15 protein-coding genes and 9 tRNA genes are annotated in these 17,945 nt (G+C 48.6%); 23 read left to right on the top strand and 1 reads right to left on the bottom strand.

The window, feature by feature from the left end:
* The 9 genes from eno (at position 1) to rpoS (ending at position 7,538) form a co-directional block, all read left to right on the top strand.
* Positions 1-1,302 (top strand): phosphopyruvate hydratase, encoded by a 1,302-nt coding sequence (gene eno, locus L4D12_RS19905; RefSeq protein ID WP_428449576.1) that lies wholly within the window; start codon positions 1-3, stop codon positions 1,300-1,302.
* A 238-nt stretch (positions 1,303-1,540) separates the two neighbouring features.
* Positions 1,541-1,813 carry a cell division protein FtsB gene (gene ftsB, locus L4D12_RS19900; protein WP_428449575.1) on the top strand — a complete coding sequence of 91 codons (273 nt, stop codon included), beginning with the start codon at positions 1,541-1,543 and terminating at the stop codon, positions 1,811-1,813.
* 36 nt (positions 1,814-1,849) lie between these two features.
* Entirely contained in the window at positions 1,850-2,548 is a 699-nt protein-coding gene (gene ispD, locus L4D12_RS19895) for a 2-C-methyl-D-erythritol 4-phosphate cytidylyltransferase (RefSeq protein WP_428449626.1), read from the top strand.
* Positions 2,548-3,021 (top strand): 2-C-methyl-D-erythritol 2,4-cyclodiphosphate synthase, encoded by a 474-nt coding sequence (gene ispF / locus L4D12_RS19890; protein ID WP_428449625.1) that lies wholly within the window; start codon positions 2,548-2,550, stop codon positions 3,019-3,021. The genes ispD and ispF overlap by 1 nt, the downstream gene beginning before the upstream one ends.
* 66 nt (positions 3,022-3,087) lie before the next feature.
* Complete coding sequence (gene truD / locus L4D12_RS19885) at positions 3,088-4,161, top strand: tRNA pseudouridine(13) synthase TruD (RefSeq protein ID WP_428449574.1); 1,074 nt, start codon at positions 3,088-3,090, stop codon at positions 4,159-4,161.
* Positions 4,142-4,891, top strand: coding sequence for a 5'/3'-nucleotidase SurE (gene surE, locus L4D12_RS19880; protein ID WP_428449624.1), 750 nt, complete (start codon positions 4,142-4,144; stop codon positions 4,889-4,891). Before truD ends, surE begins: the two co-directional genes overlap by 20 nt.
* Before the next feature lie 2 nt (positions 4,892-4,893).
* On the top strand, positions 4,894-5,523 hold the full coding sequence (locus tag L4D12_RS19875; RefSeq protein WP_428449573.1) for a protein-L-isoaspartate(D-aspartate) O-methyltransferase: 630 nt from the start codon (positions 4,894-4,896) through the stop codon (positions 5,521-5,523).
* 30 nt (positions 5,524-5,553) lie between these two features.
* The gene (locus L4D12_RS19870) at positions 5,554-6,489 is read left to right on the top strand and encodes a peptidoglycan DD-metalloendopeptidase family protein (protein ID WP_428449572.1); all 936 of its coding nucleotides are present in this window, start codon (positions 5,554-5,556) and stop codon (positions 6,487-6,489) included.
* A 56-nt stretch (positions 6,490-6,545) separates the two neighbouring features.
* Entirely contained in the window at positions 6,546-7,538 is a 993-nt protein-coding gene (gene rpoS, locus L4D12_RS19865; RefSeq protein WP_428449571.1) for an RNA polymerase sigma factor RpoS, read from the top strand.
* A 109-nt stretch (positions 7,539-7,647) separates the two neighbouring features.
* Here rpoS and mutS read toward each other — a convergent pair whose 3' ends face one another.
* Positions 7,648-10,185 carry a DNA mismatch repair protein MutS gene (mutS, locus tag L4D12_RS19860; protein WP_428449623.1) on the bottom strand — a complete coding sequence of 846 codons (2,538 nt, stop codon included), beginning with the start codon at positions 10,183-10,185 and terminating at the stop codon, positions 7,648-7,650.
* A 239-nt stretch (positions 10,186-10,424) separates the two neighbouring features.
* Between mutS and L4D12_RS19855 the strand changes: the two genes are divergently transcribed.
* From L4D12_RS19855 to L4D12_RS19790, 14 genes are all read left to right on the top strand, one after another.
* The gene (locus tag L4D12_RS19855; RefSeq protein WP_428449570.1) at positions 10,425-10,910 is read left to right on the top strand and encodes a CinA family protein; all 486 of its coding nucleotides are present in this window, start codon (positions 10,425-10,427) and stop codon (positions 10,908-10,910) included.
* A gap of 123 nt (positions 10,911-11,033) precedes the next feature.
* Entirely contained in the window at positions 11,034-12,086 is a 1,053-nt protein-coding gene (recA, locus tag L4D12_RS19850; RefSeq protein WP_428449569.1) for a recombinase RecA, read from the top strand.
* A 369-nt stretch (positions 12,087-12,455) separates the two neighbouring features.
* Positions 12,456-15,080, top strand: coding sequence for an alanine--tRNA ligase (alaS, locus tag L4D12_RS19845; protein ID WP_428449568.1), 2,625 nt, complete (start codon positions 12,456-12,458; stop codon positions 15,078-15,080).
* A gap of 15 nt (positions 15,081-15,095) precedes the next feature.
* Entirely contained in the window at positions 15,096-16,274 is a 1,179-nt protein-coding gene (locus L4D12_RS19840) for an aspartate kinase (RefSeq protein ID WP_428449567.1), read from the top strand.
* A gap of 87 nt (positions 16,275-16,361) precedes the next feature.
* Positions 16,362-16,559 (top strand): carbon storage regulator CsrA, encoded by a 198-nt coding sequence (gene csrA, locus L4D12_RS19835; protein WP_428449566.1) that lies wholly within the window; start codon positions 16,362-16,364, stop codon positions 16,557-16,559.
* A gap of 228 nt (positions 16,560-16,787) precedes the next feature.
* Positions 16,788-16,880, top strand: a tRNA-Ser gene (locus L4D12_RS19830).
* A 37-nt stretch (positions 16,881-16,917) separates the two neighbouring features.
* Positions 16,918-16,994, top strand: a tRNA-Arg gene (locus L4D12_RS19825).
* Positions 16,995-17,004: 10 nt separating this feature from the next.
* Positions 17,005-17,097, top strand: a tRNA-Ser gene (locus L4D12_RS19820).
* Positions 17,098-17,134: 37 nt separating this feature from the next.
* Positions 17,135-17,211 (top strand) — tRNA-Arg (locus L4D12_RS19815).
* A 50-nt stretch (positions 17,212-17,261) separates the two neighbouring features.
* Positions 17,262-17,338: transfer RNA gene (locus L4D12_RS19810), tRNA-Arg, on the top strand.
* 10 nt (positions 17,339-17,348) lie between these two features.
* Positions 17,349-17,441: transfer RNA gene (locus L4D12_RS19805), tRNA-Ser, on the top strand.
* A gap of 91 nt (positions 17,442-17,532) precedes the next feature.
* Positions 17,533-17,609 (top strand) — tRNA-Arg (locus L4D12_RS19800).
* A gap of 122 nt (positions 17,610-17,731) precedes the next feature.
* Positions 17,732-17,808 (top strand) — tRNA-Arg (locus tag L4D12_RS19795).
* A 50-nt stretch (positions 17,809-17,858) separates the two neighbouring features.
* Positions 17,859-17,935, top strand: a tRNA-Arg gene (locus L4D12_RS19790).
* Positions 17,936-17,945 lie beyond the last annotated feature (10 nt).

The raw sequence follows: 17,945 nt of genomic DNA, 5'->3' as shown, positions 1-17,945 counted from the left end.
ATGTCTAAGATCGTTAAAGTTCTAGGTCGTGAAATTATCGATTCACGCGGTAACCCAACTGTAGAAGCGGAAGTTCACCTAGAAGGCGGTTTCGTCGGTATGGCTGCAGCACCATCAGGTGCATCAACTGGTTCTCGTGAAGCTCTTGAGCTACGTGACGGTGACAAGTCTCGTTTCCTAGGTAAAGGCGTTCTTAAAGCTATCGAAGCTGTGAACGGCCCAATCGCAGAAGCGCTAATCGGTAAAGATGCGACCGCTCAAGCTGAAATCGATCAGGTAATGATCGACCTAGACGGTACTGAAAACAAGTCTAACTTCGGTGCAAACGCAATCCTAGCGGTATCTCTAGCAAACGCTAAAGCAGCAGCTGCTGCTAAAGGCATGCCTCTATACGAGCACATCGCTGAGCTAAACGGCACTGCTGGCGTATTCTCTATGCCTCTACCAATGATGAACATCATCAACGGTGGTGAGCACGCAGATAACAACGTTGACATCCAAGAGTTCATGATTCAGCCAGTTGGCGCGAAAACGCTGAAAGAAGCCGTTCGCATGGGTGCTGAAGTATTCCATAACCTAGCTAAAGTGCTTAAGTCTAAAGGCTACAACACTGCAGTTGGCGACGAAGGTGGTTTCGCTCCTAACCTAAAATCTAACGCTGAAGCGCTAGAAGTTATCGCAGAAGCTGTTGCAGCTGCTGGTTACGTACTAGGTAAAGACATCACTCTTGCTATGGACTGTGCAGCATCTGAGTTCTTTGACAAAGACGCTGGCATCTACAACATGAAAGGTGAAGGTAAAACTTTCACTTCTGAAGAGTTCAACCACTACCTAGCGGGTCTAGTTGAGCAATTCCCAATCGTATCTATTGAAGATGGTCTAGACGAGTCTGATTGGGCTGGTTTCGCGCACCAAACTCAACTTCTAGGCGACAAGATCCAACTTGTTGGTGACGATCTATTCGTTACTAACACTAAGATCCTAGCTGAAGGTATCGAGAAAGGCATCGCTAACTCTATCCTAATCAAGTTCAACCAAATCGGTTCTCTAACTGAGACTTTAGCTGCAGTTAAGATGGCTAAAGATGCAGGTTACACCGCTGTAATCTCTCACCGTTCTGGTGAAACTGAAGATGCAACTATCGCTGATCTAGCGGTAGGTACTGCTGCAGGTCAAATCAAAACTGGTTCTATGAGCCGTTCTGACCGTGTTGCTAAGTACAACCAACTTATCCGTATCGAGGAAGCTCTAGGTGAGCGCGCTCCTTTCAACGGTCTTAAAGAAGTTAAAGGTCAGGCTTAATTATTAGCCTGCCAGTAGGGTCTTCCTACTCGCTTTGAAAAACCGCCTCATAGGGGCGGTTTTTTTATGGGCGAATGATAACTTAGCTAGGCTTAGGCGCTAGTGTCAGACTGCGCTTTATGGGATTATTACATGTTCACTCGATTCATTAGCGAGTGGTATTAAGCAATGGCATTTCAAGTTGTTATCAATAAGTGCTATTGCTTATTATATGTTCAATCATTGCCTGGAGAGTGAGATGCGAGCATTCACCTTGCTGTTACTGGCTGTGCTTAGCTGGCTACAGTATGACTTCTGGTGGGGTAAGAATGGCATGCTAGACTATTTGGCTGTGAAAGATAATGTTATCGTTCAGCACCGGGCCAATGCGGAATTAGCGCAGCGTAATCAACAAATGTATTTTGAAATAAATGACTTAAATCAAGGTCAAGAAGCGATAGAAGAACGCGCTCGAAATGAGTTGGGGATGATCCGTCCCGGAGAAACATTCTTCCGCATTGTCAGCGAATAAGTGAACGTTGCAGCCACAAACCAATAAATCATGACTATGAGCGAAAAGATGATAGCCGTTGTACCGGCTGCAGGGGTTGGCAGCCGAATGGCCGCCGACCGCCCTAAACAGTACTTGCCTATTGCTGGAAAAACCATTCTTGAGCATACCGTTGAGCGACTCTTGGGATTCCCAGCTATCGAACGAGTGGTGATCGCGGTCAGTGAGCATGATCCTTATTTTCCCCAACTGCCACTCGCTAACGATCCGCGGGTGCAAAGAGTTAATGGTGGGGCTGAACGCGCTGATTCGGTATTTGCTGGGCTTGCTGCGATAGATGATCCTCACTGCTGGGTGTTGGTTCATGATGCGGCACGTCCGTGCTTGCATCACAGTGATTTGGCTGAGTTGATCGTCGCCGCTAAGGCCAGTCAATACGGGGCGATTCTTGCCGCTCCTGTGCGTGATACCATGAAGCGCGGCAACGGTGCGGGAGCGATTGCCGCCACCGTGGATCGCGCTGATTTATGGCATGCCTTAACGCCACAAATGTTTCGGGCTGGGTTACTCAAGCAAGCACTGGAGCTGGCATTAGCCGATGGGGCGACCGTGACAGATGAAGCATCGGCACTAGAGTATTGTGGGATGCCCCCTCTGTTAGTGAGAGGGCGAGCCGATAACCTCAAGGTGACCCAGCCGGAAGACTTGGCTCTGGCTGAATTTTATCTTGAAAAACTATTGAGGGAAGCATCATGATGCGAATTGGACACGGCTTTGATGTACACAAATTTGGTGGTGAAGGGCCAGTGATCATAGGTGGCGTTGCGGTACCTTATAAACAAGGGCTGATTGCCCATTCTGATGGCGATGTGGCATTGCATGCGGTGTGTGATGCGTTGCTGGGAGCCATTGGTGCGGGTGATATTGGCCGCCACTTCCCTGATACTGATGCCGAGTGGGCTGGGGCGGATAGCCGCTTTTTGCTACGCGATGTCTATAGTAAGGTTAAGGCTAAAGGTTACTGTCTAGGTAATCTTGACGTGACGATTATTGCCCAAGCGCCGAAAATGGCGCCGCATATTGAGGCAATGTGCCAAGCTATCGCCGCTGATCTGGAAACCGATATTGGTAATATTAATGTCAAGGCGACTACCTCTGAACGTCTGGGGTTTACTGGTCGTAAAGAAGGCATTGCCTGTGAAGCAGTTGTTTTGATCTGCAAACAATAATTCAATGGTAGAGCTGTTCTGGCTCTACTTCTCGGCACCTCGGTGCTGTTAGTTAATGGTGTATTTATGTCTACTGTCATGGACAACTTCAGCTGGTTATACGGAATACCGAGCTGTCAGGGCCGAATCAAGGTCGAGCCTGAAGATTTTATAGTAAAGGAAAATTTGGGCTTTGATTTTGCCGGTACTGGCGAACATTTTATGGTGAAAATCCGTAAAACGGGCGAAAACACCCAGTATGTTGTTAATGAACTGGCGAAAGCGTGCGGGGTTAAATCTCGCGATGTCAGCTGGGCAGGGTTGAAAGATCGCCATGCGGTGACAGAACAGTGGCTCAGCGTGCATCTGCCGGGTAAGCCGGATCCCGATCTGACGCAGTTTGTCGCAGAACATCCTGGTGTTGAAGTGTTGGAAACTGCTCGCCATGATAAGAAATTACGCCCAGGTGATTTAGTGGGTAACTGGTTTCAACTACGCTTGAGTGATCTTGACCAGCCGCAAGCTGTGATTGCGCGCTTGGAGCACGTTCGCGAACAAGGTGTGCCAAACTATTTTGGTGAGCAACGCTTTGGTCACAGTGGAAATAATGTCGTTAAAGCCCGTGCCTGGGGTAACGATGAGTTTCGTCTTCGCGATAAGAGCAAACGTAGCTTTTATTTGTCAGCTGCACGCTCTTGGTTGTTTAATATGGTGCTATCGGCGCGTATTGAACAGGGGCTAGTGCAGACACTGATGGCGGGGGATTTCCTGCAATCGAATAATGATGTACGTGGTATGCTTGTTGCGGCAGTGAGCGAGAGCTTACAGCAGGATGTAGAGAGTGGCCGAATGGCAATCACTGCACCGATCATGGGTGATAATGCTCTGCCAACCACGGCCGATGCACAAGCTTTTGAGATGGCCATTGTTGAACAAGAGCCAGCCTTGCTTAAGCTGATCCGTGATAATCGAATGCGTCATGAGCGTCGCCCATTGCTCCTTAAGCCTACGCAGATGGCGTGGCAACAAGATGGCGATCAAATCACGGTTTCATTTGCTTTACCTGCAGGCTGTTTTGCCACGGCGGTAGTTCGTGAGCTCATGGTTGAGCAGGTCAGTGAACAGAAGGATAATGAACAAGATGCGGATACTGATCAGTAACGACGATGGCATTTTTGCAGAAGGCATTAATACGCTAGCGACTGTTCTGTCTGAACTTGGTGATGTGATTGTTATTGCCCCTGATCGAAATCGGTCAGGGGCGTCTAATTCACTGACGCTGGATAATCCACTGCGTATTCGCCATGAAGGTGAGCAGCGTATTTCAGTGGAAGGAACCCCGACGGATTGTGTGCATTTTGCATTGAACGAGTGGTTAGATGAACGTCCGGATGTCGTGGTTGCAGGGATTAATCACGGTGCCAACCTCGGCGATGATGTGCTGTACTCGGGGACGGTTGCCGCCGCAACGGAAGGGCATTTTCTCGGGGTACCTGCGATTGCCGTTTCTCTGGTTGGGCAGACTCATTTTGACACTGCCGCAGAAATTGTGAAACAGGTGTTGTTGAAAGTCGTACTTCAGCCATTACCCAATAATAAAATTTTAAACATTAATGTCCCCGACCTGCCGCTGACACAATTAGGTGAATGGCAAGTCACTCGCCTTGGTGCGCGTCATCGTGCCGAGAATATGATCAAGAGTGTCGATCCGCGCGGGAAAGAGCTGTATTGGCTGGGTCCTCCCGGCGCTTGCCAAGATGCTGGACCGGGAACGGATTTTTATGCGATAGAGCAGGGTTGTGTTTCGATCACGCCATTGCAGGTTGATCTCACCGCGCATGATGCGTTGGGAGAAATCAGAGACTGGATTAATCATCAGGAGAAGAAGTAAGGATGCGCTATGTGGATAAGCGGAATGCTTTGCTTGAGCATTTAACTCAGCAAGGGATCCGTAACGACAAGGTATTAACGGCGATAGCCGCTGTTCCTCGAGAGTTGTTTATCGATGAAGCCATGTCACACAAAGCCTATGAAAACAATGCCCTGCCTATCGGCAACGGGCAGACTATTTCACAGCCCTATATTGTGGCTAAAATGACTGAGCTTATGGCATTGGTTCCTCAGTCTCGCGTGTTAGAAATTGGTACCGGTTCTGGGTATCAGACCGCGGTGCTGGCTCAGTTGGTGGATCATGTCTATTCGGTTGAGCGTATTAAAGCATTGCAATGGCAGGCTAGGCGTAGGCTTAAGCAACTGGATATTCATAATGTGTCGACCAAGCATGGTGATGGCTGGAAAGGATGGGCGAGTAAAGGACCTTTTGATGCGATTATCGTGACGGCGGCTGCCGCTGATATCCCGGTTGAGTTACTGGCGCAGTTGGCCGATGGTGGCCGTCTGATTATTCCTGTTGGCAAAGAGATGCAAGTTTTAAAAATGATTGTTCGTGAAGGTGAGCGCTATAGCTATCGTGATATCGAACCCGTTCGTTTTGTTCCCCTGATTGCCGGGGAGTTGTCGTAGCCTGTTATGATTAGCTTGTCAGTTACAGCAATGACGTTTAGGTGGGCAGCGCTGGTTGTCTGCCTGTTGCTGTCTGGCTGTAGCCGGCATTCGCCCGCACCGGTATCTAGCCTTGGCAAGGATTATCAGAGTCTGGAGCGAGGTAGTTACCGTGGTAGTTACTATGAGGTTCAGAAAGGCGATACGCTGTATTTCATCTCGTACATTACCGGGCGGGATGTGAATGAGATCATCGCTACTAATCGGCTGACTAAGCCCTATACGATTTACCCAGGACAGACGCTTCAGCTGTGGAAGCCCAAGTATGTGGCCCCTAAATATGGTCATGCTGCCCCCGTGGTTATCGCGCCAGTGATCACTCAACCAAAAGCAAAACCAGTAATAAAACCAACAAGTAAATCCGAGGTAGTAGTAACTGCTAAGAAACCACCGATTAAACCGGCTCCCCAGAAGCCAGTTCAGACGGTGGTGAATAAGCCTAAAGTCGAACAAAAAACCAGCAATAAAAATGTTGATCCAGCTCTCACAAGAGAGTACTCTCAAAAAACCAAAAGTAACAAAGTTGTTACAAAAAGCACCCAAACCAGTAATGATAAAGTGGACTCGTGGTCATGGCCGACTAAGGGACGCGTAATTGCAAAGTTCTCGAATGCTGAGAATGGCAATAAAGGTTTAGATATTGCGGGTAACAGAGGCCAAGCGGTTACAGCCTCAGCAAGTGGTGTGGTGGTATATGCAGGCAATGCATTACGTGGTTATGGCAACCTGATTATTATTAAGCACAGTGAAGATTACCTCAGTGCTTATGCACATAATGATCAATTGAACGTTAAGGAGCAGCAAAAAGTAACGGCTGGTCAAAAAATTGCGTCAATGGGAAGTTCCGGTACCAACAATGTAAAGCTGCATTTTGAAATTCGTTATAAAGGTAAGTCCGTTGATCCATTGCGTTATTTACCTCGATAGACAATGTGGCGTAGTACAGTTGTAATATCTTGCTAACTCGCCATCTGGGAGGCGCTATGAGTAGAAGCAATACGGTTACAGAGATTGAAGACTTTGATTTCGAAGAGGAAATGGAGGGGAAATCCAGCGACGTTGAAGCTAAAACTGTCAGTGTGGATACGACAGAAGAAGACGTTGATGTCTCGCAATATGGGACATCGCAAAAAGCCCTTGATGCAACGCAACTTTATTTAGGTGAAATTGGTTTTTCTCCCCTCCTGACTGCTGAAGAAGAGGTGCTGTATGCGCGTCGGGCACTCCGTGGCGATGAGATAGCACGTAAACGTATGATTGAAAGTAACCTGCGTTTGGTGGTTAAAATTTCTCGTCGTTACAGCAATCGTGGGCTTGCCCTGCTTGATTTGGTTGAAGAAGGCAATCTCGGCTTGATCCGCGCGGTTGAGAAGTTTGACCCTGAGCGGGGCTTCCGTTTCTCGACTTACGCTACCTGGTGGATTCGGCAAACTATTGAACGGGCGATCATGAATCAAACCCGGACTATCCGCTTACCTATTCACGTCGTAAAAGAACTCAATGTCTACCTCCGCACCGCGCGTGAGCTCGCGCAAAAACTCGATCATGAGCCGACGGCCGAAGACATTGCAACACAGCTTGATAAATCCGTTGATGATGTAAACCGAATGTTAAGGCTCAATGAGCGTGTTGGCTCGGTTGACAACCCCATTGGAGGGGATTCAGAGAAAGCCCTGCTTGATATTATTCCCGATGAAAAAGGGGGGGGGCCAGAAACCTCAACCCAAGATGATGATATCAAACTCTCTATCGTACATTGGCTTAAAGAGCTGAACCCTAAACAACGTGAGGTATTGGCGAGACGTTTTGGTTTATTGGGTTATGAGGCATCAACACTTGAAGATGTTGGTCGTGAAATCGGCCTGACACGCGAGCGTGTTCGTCAGATCCAAGTTGAAGGTCTACGTCGTCTACGGGATATGTTGACCCATCAAGGGCTCAGTATTGAGTCGCTGTTTAATCAAGATCAACTCTAGCGTCCTATCATTTTTTTGTCACTTTTTGTGACGTTTGAGTTATAGAATCAAGAATAAAAAGGGGCTGATGCCAGCGCATCAATCCCTTTTCTTTTTTAGCGTTGTCGTGCTATATCAGTGCTTTTAGGCGGTATAGCTCATCCAATGCTTGGCGAGGCGTCATTTCATCCGGATTAACTTTCGCCAGTGCTTCTTCTACTTCACTTGGCTCAGGGATCAGACTTAGCTGTTGCTCTTCTCTCGGTATTGAGGTTGTTGGTGTGACAGCTTGTTGGTGGCCACTGGCTTCAAGCTGTTGGAGCTTAAATTTAGCCCGTTTGATCACCGCTTTGGGTACGCCAGCCAAACTGGCAACAGCCAGACCGTAAGATTTGCTGGCAGCCCCTTCTTGCACGGCGTGCATAAAGGCAATTTCATCTCCGTGTTCTACCGCATCAAGGTGAACATTAGCGAGTCCCGACATCAGTGACGGTAACTCAGTAAGCTCAAAGTAATGAGTGGCAAACAGTGTCATCGCCGCGATTTTGTCAGCCAGCCATTCGGCACTGGCCCAGGCTAAAGATAAACCATCATAAGTACTGGTCCCTCGGCCAATTTCATCCATTAGCACTAAGCTATTTGGGGTAGCATTGTGCAAGATATTGGCGGTTTCCGTCATCTCAACCATAAAGGTTGATCGGCCTGAGGCCAGATCATCGGAGGCACCGATACGGGTGAAAATGCGATCGAGCGGGCCAATTTTAACTGCTTCTGCCGGGACAAAAGACCCCACGTGTGCCAGTAGGGCAATTAACGCAGTCTGGCGCATATAGGTTGATTTACCGCCCATATTAGGCCCGGTGATGATCAGCATGCGTCGATCCTGATGCAAGGCAATCGGGTTAGCAATAAACGGCTCGCTAAGTACTTGCTCAACAACAGGGTGGCGACCCGCACTGATATCAATACCGACACTGTCAACGAGTTCCGGACGGCAATAGTTCAGCGTATCTGCACGTTCGGCTAAGTTCGCCAGAACATCGAGCTCAGATAACGCACTGGCAGCATTTTGTAACTGCTCGAGGTGCGGTAACAGTTGGTCGAACAATTCATCCCACAGCTTTTTCTCGAGCGCGAGCGCTTTCGATTTCGAATTCAGTACTTTGTCTTCATGGGCTTTTAGCTCAGGAATAATGTAGCGCTCAGCATTTTTCAGGGTTTGGCGGCGGACATAATGGCTTGGTACGAGGTGGCTTTGTCCGCGGCTGACTTGAATGAAGAAACCGTGGACTTGGTTGAAACCCACTTTCAGGGTGTCAATGTCATGGCGTTCCCGCTCACTGGCTTCTAGCTCTTCAAGAAACTTGGTTGCCCCATCGGCCAGATCTCGCCATTCATCGAGCTCAGCGTTATAACCTGGTGCTAGCACTCCGCCATCACGGATCACGACGGGTGGGGATTCAATGATCGCTCGCTCAAGTAATTCACACAGATCATCCATCGGAGCTGCATAGTGAGCCAGTTCGCCGATACGTGATTGGTCGATGTCAGCCAGCAGTTCACTGATCTCTGGTAAATGTTGTAGCGCGGTGCGCATACGAGCCAAATCACGCGGGCGAGCAGAGCGCAATGCGAGACGGGCCAGGATACGTTCCAAGTCGCCTACGTGACGCAGTACACCAGCCAAGTCGAGAAACAGTCCGTTATCTTTGAATGCGCTAATCGCATCAAGGCGGCCATTGAGCTGCTGGTGATCGCGAATAGGTTGATGTAGCCAGCGCTTGAGTAAGCGGCTACCCATCGGTGTTGCGGTGTGATCCAGTACGGACGCGAGGGTATTATCAAAGCCGCCGGATAAGTTCTGCGTTAATTCAAGATTGCGCCGGGTTGCGGCATCTAAGATCACGGAGTGATCTTTAGTATCAAGGGTGATAGCCCGGATATGAGGCAGGGCAATACGCTGGGTATCTTTGACATATTGCAGCAAGCAACCGGCCGCACACAGCCCTTTATCGGCCTTGTCCACCCCGAATCCAATCAGATCGCGGGTACCAAATTGCAGGGTCAGTTGCTGACGTGCGGTGTCGAGATCAAACTCCCAGACCGGGCGGCGGCGGCTACCTTTGTAGCCCTGTAGTAAGCCAGGAAGAGCAAAGTCTTCCGCGTAGAGCAGCTCCACTGGGCTGGTACGCTGCAATTCAGCCTGCATCGCTTCTTCGGTCTCTGGCTCGGTGAGCATAAAGCGGCCAGAGGTGATATCGAGGGTGGCGTAACCAAATCCCTTACCATCATAGAAAATAGCGGCAATCAGGTTGTCATGGCGTTCGTTGAGTAACGCTTCATCACTGACAGTTCCCGGAGTAATGATCCGCACGACTTTACGTTCAACCGGCCCTTTGCTGGTTGCCGGATCACCAATTTGTTCACAAATAGCCGCAGAGACGCCCTGCTGGACGAGTTTGGCAAGATAGCCTTCAATGGAATGATACGGAACGCCCGCCATTGGGATCGGCTCACCGTTAGATGAGCCGCGTTTGGTTAGGGAAATATCCAGTAGCTGGGAAGCTTGTTTGGCGTCATCAAAAAATAATTCGTAGAAGTCACCCATCCGGTAGAACAGCAGGGTCTCAGGGTTTTCAGCCTTGATCCGCAAAAATTGCTGCATCATTGGGGTATGCTTTTCTATGCCTTTTACTGTCACGATTTTGCCTGCTCATTGTGCCGGTAGGAGCGTGCTTGCCCGCATTTTCCGGAGAAATATCTGATCGCCTAGGATACGTGAATCCGCCCTTTGGGCAAAGGTTCAAGGGGGAATTTTACTTAACAAGCTACGCTGTTATTTAGTATTGATAGCACCCTCTGTGCGGGGTATGGTGTGAAGGAAAGAACGTTGTGAAGGAGCGGGTGATGAAATTAGCACAACAATTGGGGCTATTGCTCGCGCGTCAGCAATGGATGGCGACGACTGCAGAGTCTTGCACCGGAGGTGGGATATCGACGGCAATCACCGATATTGCGGGCAGTTCTGCTTGGTTTGACCGTGCATTTGTCACCTATACGAATGCTGCCAAGCAACAAATGCTGGGGGTAAAAGATAGCACATTAGCTGAATATGGTGCTGTCAGCGACGCGGTGGTGACTGAGATGGCTGCTGGAGCGTTAACCCGTTCATTAGCCTCAATCAGTATCGCGGTAAGTGGTATCGCAGGTCCTGGCGGCGGTAGCCCTGAAAAGCCAGTGGGTACGGTATGGTTTGCTTGGGCAGATAAGACTGGTTGGTCAGAAGCCAAGGTCTATTACCTTGAGGGGGATAGGCAGGCGGTGCGACAACAGGCTGTTGAGGTTGCATTGCGCGGGCTGATCCGGCGGCTTGAATCGCTGGGCGATCAGTGACGATTATTTTGAACGATGGTCTGATTCATAAAAAAAGTTTCATACAGTGCTAGACACTGTATGAATAGACAGTATACTGGTCATCATTATCAGTACTTATTAAAGCATCCCTTGGAGAGTCGAATGGACGACAATAAGCAGAAGGCACTTGCCGCCGCGTTAGGTCAAATTGAAAAGCAATTCGGTAAAGGCTCGATCATGAAGTTGGGCGATAACCGCACAATGGATGTCGAGACTGTGTCGACTGGTTCTCTATCTCTCGATATCGCCTTGGGTGCTGGTGGCCTACCGATGGGCCGTATCGTAGAAATCTATGGTCCTGAATCATCAGGTAAAACCACATTAACGCTCGAAGTGATTGCTGCCGCTCAGCGCCAGGGTAAAACCTGTGCCTTTATTGATGCAGAGCACGCACTTGATCCAATTTATGCGAAGAAGTTAGGGGTTGATATCGACCAACTATTGGTCTCTCAGCCTGATACTGGCGAACAGGCATTGGAAATTGCCGATGCGCTAGCGCGCTCAGGTGCGGTTGATATTCTTGTGGTTGACTCCGTTGCTGCGCTAACACCAAAAGCTGAAATTGAAGGCGAAATGGGTGACTCGCACATGGGTCTACAGGCTCGTATGCTATCTCAAGCGATGCGTAAGCTAACCGGTAACCTGAAGCAGTCTAACTGTATGTGTATCTTCATCAACCAGATCCGTATGAAGATTGGTGTGATGTTCGGTAACCCAGAAACCACAACCGGTGGTAATGCACTAAAGTTCTATGCCTCTGTGCGTCTTGATATTCGTCGTACCGGAGCGGTAAAAGACGGTGATGAAGTGGTTGGTAACGAAACCCGCATCAAAGTAGTGAAGAACAAGATTGCAGCACCGTTTAAGCAAGCTGAAACGCAGATTTTGTACGGCCTAGGTTTCAACCGCAATGGTGAATTGGTTGACTTGGGTGTGAAAAATAAGCTGATTGAAAAGGCTGGCGCATGGTACAGCTACCAAGGTGACAAGATTGGTCAGGGTAAAGCAAATGCGTGTAAGTATTTGACTGAAAATCCAGAGATTGCCGCTGAACTTGATAAGAAATTGCGTGAGTTGCTACTTAGTCCAGTAGAAGAAGCCCCGCAAGCTGACAAAGATCTAGCAGAGATTGATGCAGAAGAGCAGGATTTTTAACTCTAGCGAAGATATTCCGTTAAACTACCATATATCTGTGATGAGATAAAAACGGGCGAGGTATTAACCTCGCCCGTTTTTGTTTTATGCCGTCCGAGAACAGTGATTCTGTATGGTTCAAGTTTACTTTCTGGTTGATGATGCGTTATCGCTAGATACCCTAAACGGGTAGATTTTGCCCCATTTCTCAACATAACATTTCCCGTATTGCCTGCCGTTGTTTTACAATAACCGTCAAAGAATTTATGTTAGCCCAATCAAGGCCTCCCCGAATTGTCCAACCAAGGGCATGGTGGTAAATCCGGGCCAGGTAATGCGATATAAATTCGTTCATTCATATTACATGAAAGCACTATTCAGGAATTGCCAATGTACATGAGCACTGATGAAGTACGTAATGCGTACCTCAAGTTCTTTGAAAGCAAAGGACACCAAATCGTAGATAGTTCATCGTTAGTTCCACACAACGATCCGACGTTGTTGTTCACTAATGCCGGTATGAACCAATTTAAGGATTGCTTCTTAGGTCTTGAGAAACGCGCCTATACTCGAGCGACTACGGCTCAGCGCTGTGTACGTGCAGGTGGTAAGCATAACGATCTGGAAAATGTAGGTTTCACCGCTCGTCACCATACCTTTTTTGAAATGCTGGGTAACTTCAGCTTTGGCGATTATTTCAAAGAAGATGCTATTTCGTTCGCGTGGGAATTCCTGACTGAGGTTTTGCAACTGCCAAAAGAGCGGTTGCTGGTCACCGTTTATCAAACTGATGATGAAGCATTTGATATTTGGAATAAGAAAGTAGGCATTCCTGCTGATCGCATTATTCGTATTGGCGATAAAGAAGGCGGTAAGCCGTTTGAGTCAGATAACTTCTGGCAGATGGGTGATACAGGTCCTTGTGGTCCTTGTACCGAAATTTTCTATGATCACGGCGCTCATATTGCCGGTGGTCCTCCTGGCTCTCCAGACGAAGATGGCGATCGTTTTATCGAAATCTGGAACAACGTATTTATGCAGTTCAATCGTCAAGCTGATGGCACCATGGAGCCATTGCCGAAGCCGTCAGTTGATACAGGCATGGGTATTGAGCGTGTTTCTGCCATTATGCAGGGCGTACACTCAAACTATGAAATCGACATCTTCCAGCGTCTGATTAAAGATGCCGCTGATGTGATCGGTTATGACGACTTGAGCAATCAGTCACTGCGTGTTGTCGCGGACCATATTCGTTCATGTGCGTTTCTCATTGCAGATGGTGTGATGCCATCGAATGAAGGCCGTGGCTATGTATTACGACGTATTATTCGTCGTGCAGTACGTCATGGTAACAAGCTGGGTGCGAAAGGATCATACTTCTATAAGCTGGTTGGCCCTCTGGCTGACATCATGGGCAGTGCAGGCACTGAACTGAAAAAGCAGCAAGAAATGGTTGAGAAAGTACTGAAAATCGAAGAAGAAAACTTCGGCCGCACGCTTGAGCGCGGTATGGCTATCCTAGCAGAAGCGTTGGATAACCTTGACGGTGAGATTCTTGACGGTGAGACAGTATTTAAACTGTACGATACTTACGGCTTCCCGGCTGACTTAACCAATGATGTCGCGCGTGAGCGTGGTTTCTCTATCGATGAAGAAGGCTTCAACGATGCAATGGAAGCCCAGCGTCAGCGTGCTCGTGAAGCAGGCCAATTTGGTGTTGACTATAATGATGCTATTAAAGTTGATGCAGAAACAGCGTTTTGCGGTTACGGCGCCACGCAGGGTGAAGCAACAGTGGTTGCTCTGTACCGAGATGGCGATGCTGTCGATGCCGTTAACGCGGGTGATGATGCACTGATTGTTCTGGATAATACGCCGTTCTATGCGGAGTCTGGTGGTCAGTGTGGTGATACGGGTATGTTGACGGCTGATGGCGTCTCTTTCACCGTGTTGGATACCCAGAAATTTGGCGCAGCCATCGGTCATAAAGGCCAACTGGCCGCTGGTAGCCTGAAAGTCGGTGACAAAGTGACTGCCACCGTTGATGCTACGCGCCGTTCAGCGACAAGTCTGAACCACTCTGCGACGCACCTGATGCACGCCGCCCTGCGTAATCTGCTAGGTGATCACGTTGCACAGAAAGGCTCACTCGTGAAGCCTGACAGTCTGCGTTTTGACTTCTCACACCTTGAAGCTGTGAAGCCAGAAGAGTTACGTGAAGTCGAGCGTGTGGTTAACGAACAAATTCGTCGTAACCATGCGATCACGACCAATGTGATGGATATTGAGTCAGCCAAAGAGCAAGGCGCGATGGCGCTATTTGGCGAAAAGTATGACGACGAAGTGCGCGTATTGAGCATGGGTGATTTCTCCGTTGAACTGTGTGGTGGTATCCATGCTGAAAATACGGGTGATATCGGTTTGTTCAAGATCCTGTCTGAAAACGGTATTGCTGCGGGCGTTCGTCGTATCGAAGCGGTAACGGGTGAGGCGGCAATTGCAGCACTTCACGCACAAGAGGCACTACTGGCTGAAACCGCAAGCCTAGTGAAATCTGATGCGGCTTCTGTTGCAACGAAAGTCAGTGCATTGGTTGCGCATAGCAAGCAGCTGGAAAAAGAAATTCAGCAGTTGAAAGATAAGCTAGCCGCTCAGGAAAGTGCTGATCTTATCAATCTGGCGAAGGACATCAACGGCGTTAAGGTACTGATCGCTAAACTAGATGGCGCTGATAATAAAGCACTACGTGGTATGGTTGATGAGCTGAAGAACCAGATGGGCAGCGGTATCGTCGTACTGGGTAATGTGAGCGAAGGTAAAGTCGGTTTGATTGCCGGTGTAACCAAAGATCTGATTGGCAAAGTGAAAGCCGGCGATTTGGTTAACTTAGTCGCACTTCAAGTTGGCGGCAAAGGTGGCGGTCGTCCAGATATGGCCCAAGCGGGTGGTACCGATGCAGCCGCATTGCCAGCTGCACTTGACTCTGTCACCCCTTGGTTGGCTGATAAGCTATAACGTTGGAGAAGTGCTGTGGCACTATTGGTGCAGAAGTTTGGTGGTACGTCAGTCGGTAGTATTGAACGTATTGAAGCCGTTGCTGAGCGCGTTATTGCGGCGCATAAGCAAGGGCATCAAATTGTCGTAGTTGTTTCTGCTATGGCGGGGGAAACTAACCGCCTGTTAGGTTTAGCGAGGCTGGTTGATGCTGTACCATCCCAGCGTGAGCTGGACGTATTATTATCAACCGGAGAGCAAGTAACGATAGCGTTACTGGCGATGGCGCTAAATAAACGAGGTGTAATTGCGACCTCGATGACGGCAGATCAAGTGACGATCCGGACTGATCATGCATTTAATAATGCCAGCATTATTGAGGTTGAAACCGATAACCTCAAGTCTCTGCTTGCACAAGGCCACATTGTTGTTGTGGCTGGTTTCCAAGGTCGTGATTATAGTAATAATATCACGACCTTGGGACGAGGCGGGTCTGACACCACAGCGGTTGCTATTGCGGGTGCATTGGGGGCCGATGAGTGTCAGATCTTTACCGATGTTGATGGGGTATATACCACTGACCCTCGGTTAGTCAGTGATGCCTACCGATTGCCATCAATTCATTTTGATGACATGACGGCAATGGCGCGACATGGTGCAAAAGTGCTACAGTTACAGTCAGTTGAATATGCAGAGTCACATCAGGTCCCGTTGAGGGTACTGTCATCTTTCGATGAGGGTGAGGGAACACTGGTCGATTTTATGCAGTTCCAGCGTAATGGTGCTGTTGGCGTCGCGGTTATGAGTCAACAGTCTCTACTTCGTGTAGCACTGCCTTTTGATGAGGTAATACAGCGTCTAATGCTGTTAGGGTATGATGCGTGGTGTTATGCTGGTAGTGGCAGCGCAACATTTGTCGTTGCTGCGACTGACGATTTGGCTCAGTTGACGCTCATACTTAATGGTATTGAGGTCGTAGAGGCAGGGGTAACTACCTTATCCGTCATTGGGGAAGGGATGGACAACCTGAGCGATGTCATTGGTCTACTAATGACTGAATTAGGGTTGACTATGCACCAACAAAAACAATCCGCCCGCTGCTTATCCATCCTGATAAATGGGGAGGATCAGCAGTTAGCAGTAGAGCACATCCACAAAAAGTTTGTGGTTGAACCAGAAAGTCTGGATAATCGACCACTTCTCGCTGTTTCTTGAGCAGTGATCATTTACGAAATATGTAAATGTTGTTGGATACTAAATTTTAACTCTTATAAAAGCTGAGAATACTCAAGGAGCACACGAATGCTAATTTTGACACGTCGCGTAGGTGAAACACTAATGATTGGTGACGAAGTCACCGTTACAGTTCTTGGCGTTAAAGGTAATCAGGTCCGCATTGGTGTGAATGCACCAAAAGAAGTCTCTGTACACCGCGAAGAAATCTACATGCGCATTCAAGCAGAAAAAGAAACGGGTTCCCAGGATTCTGGTAACTACTAATTCGAAGAAGGTCAGCATTGTTGCTGGCCTTTTTTTTATCTTTATACCCAAGGTCGCTTGGGTATGAGTAAGTACCATTATCTTGAAAATAGACAAAATATCATGCGATGATGCCTGATAAGCTGTCGTGTTGGCTATGAAGTGTGCATCTGCACTTAAGATGTCCTGTTTTAAGCATAAAACGTTTGACTTATTTTTGGCTGGCAGTAATATTGGCCCCCGCAACACGGTGAGGTGGCCGAGAGGCTGAAGGCGCTCCCCTGCTAAGGGAGTATACGGCTTAATACCGTATCGAGGGTTCGAATCCCTCCTTCACCGCCATTCTTTCTTTAGTGAAAGAATACAGCAACAAAATAGTGCGCGCGTAGCTCAGCTGGATAGAGTACCTGGCTACGAACCAGGCGGTCGGAGGTTCGAATCCTCCCGCGCGCACCATCAAATTCACGGTGAGGTGGCCGAGAGGCTGAAGGCGCTCCCCTGCTAAGGGAGTATACGGCTTAATACCGTATCGAGGGTTCGAATCCCTCCTTCACCGCCATTCTTTCTTAGCAAAAAGAATACAGCAACAAAACAGTGCGCGCGTAGCTCAGCTGGATAGAGTACCTGGCTACGAACCAGGCGGTCGGAGGTTCGAATCCTCCCGCGCGCACCATTATTTAAAGTGATGAGCCTTAATGCTTGTTACTGTAACACCGAATTAGTGCGCGCGTAGCTCAGCTGGATAGAGTACCTGGCTACGAACCAGGCGGTCGGAGGTTCGAATCCTCCCGCGCGCACCATCAAATTTGCGGTGAGGTGGCCGAGAGGCTGAAGGCGCTCCCCTGCTAAGGGAGTATACGGCTTAATACCGTATCGAGGGTTCGAATCCCTCCTTCACCGCCATTATTTGCTTTACAAAATACACCACAAGATGTGATTGGTTTTGTTTACGCAAACTATCTTCTTATAGCAGGAAGATGTAGCAACAAACAGTGCGCGCGTAGCTCAGCTGGATAGAGTACCTGGCTACGAACCAGGCGGTCGGAGGTTCGAATCCTCCCGCGCGCACCATTTTCTTACTAGGTATCAATGGATTGTTACTGAAGCCAATACGGAAACGCATTGGCCGTTAGGTGTTTTCTGACAAAATGATCTAGTACGTTAGTAAGAAACAAATAAAGTAACAACTCAGTGCGCGCGTAGCTCAGCTGGATAGAGTACCTGGCTACGAACCAGGCGGTCGGAGGTTCGAATCCTCCCGCGCGCACCATTATTTAAAGTGATGAGCCTYAATGCTTGTTRCTGTTACACYGATTTAGTGCGCGCGTAGCTCAGCTGGATAGAGTACCTGGCTACGAACCAGGCGGTCGGAGGTTCGAATCCTCCCGCGCGCACCATTATTTAAAG

Origin of the sequence: Photobacterium nomapromontoriensis (assembly GCF_050336815.1) — a bacterium.
GTDB classification, from domain to species: Bacteria; Pseudomonadota; Gammaproteobacteria; order Enterobacterales; family Vibrionaceae; genus Photobacterium; species Photobacterium nomapromontoriensis.
Note: the sequence above shows the minus strand (reverse complement) of the source record. Positions and strands in the feature narration are given on the sequence as shown.

Excerpts from the sequence above, each read along its gene's own strand:
- eno (WP_428449576.1), top strand. The coding sequence starts at position 1 with ATGTCTAAGATCGTTAAAGTTCTAGGTCGTGAAATTATCGATTCACGC.
- ftsB (WP_428449575.1), top strand. The coding sequence starts at position 1,541 with ATGCGAGCATTCACCTTGCTGTTACTGGCTGTGCTTAGCTGGCTACAG.
- ispD (WP_428449626.1), top strand. The coding sequence starts at position 1,850 with ATGAGCGAAAAGATGATAGCCGTTGTACCGGCTGCAGGGGTTGGCAGC.
- ispF (WP_428449625.1), top strand. The coding sequence starts at position 2,548 with ATGCGAATTGGACACGGCTTTGATGTACACAAATTTGGTGGTGAAGGG.
- truD (WP_428449574.1), top strand. The coding sequence starts at position 3,088 with ATGTCTACTGTCATGGACAACTTCAGCTGGTTATACGGAATACCGAGC.
- surE (WP_428449624.1), top strand. The coding sequence starts at position 4,142 with ATGCGGATACTGATCAGTAACGACGATGGCATTTTTGCAGAAGGCATT.
- L4D12_RS19875 (WP_428449573.1), top strand. The coding sequence starts at position 4,894 with ATGCGCTATGTGGATAAGCGGAATGCTTTGCTTGAGCATTTAACTCAG.
- L4D12_RS19870 (WP_428449572.1), top strand. The coding sequence starts at position 5,554 with ATGACGTTTAGGTGGGCAGCGCTGGTTGTCTGCCTGTTGCTGTCTGGC.
- rpoS (WP_428449571.1), top strand. The coding sequence starts at position 6,546 with ATGAGTAGAAGCAATACGGTTACAGAGATTGAAGACTTTGATTTCGAA.
- mutS (WP_428449623.1), bottom strand. The coding sequence starts at position 10,185 with ATGATGCAGCAATTTTTGCGGATCAAGGCTGAAAACCCTGAGACCCTG.
- L4D12_RS19855 (WP_428449570.1), top strand. The coding sequence starts at position 10,425 with ATGAAATTAGCACAACAATTGGGGCTATTGCTCGCGCGTCAGCAATGG.
- recA (WP_428449569.1), top strand. The coding sequence starts at position 11,034 with ATGGACGACAATAAGCAGAAGGCACTTGCCGCCGCGTTAGGTCAAATT.
- alaS (WP_428449568.1), top strand. The coding sequence starts at position 12,456 with ATGTACATGAGCACTGATGAAGTACGTAATGCGTACCTCAAGTTCTTT.
- csrA (WP_428449566.1), top strand. The coding sequence starts at position 16,362 with ATGCTAATTTTGACACGTCGCGTAGGTGAAACACTAATGATTGGTGAC.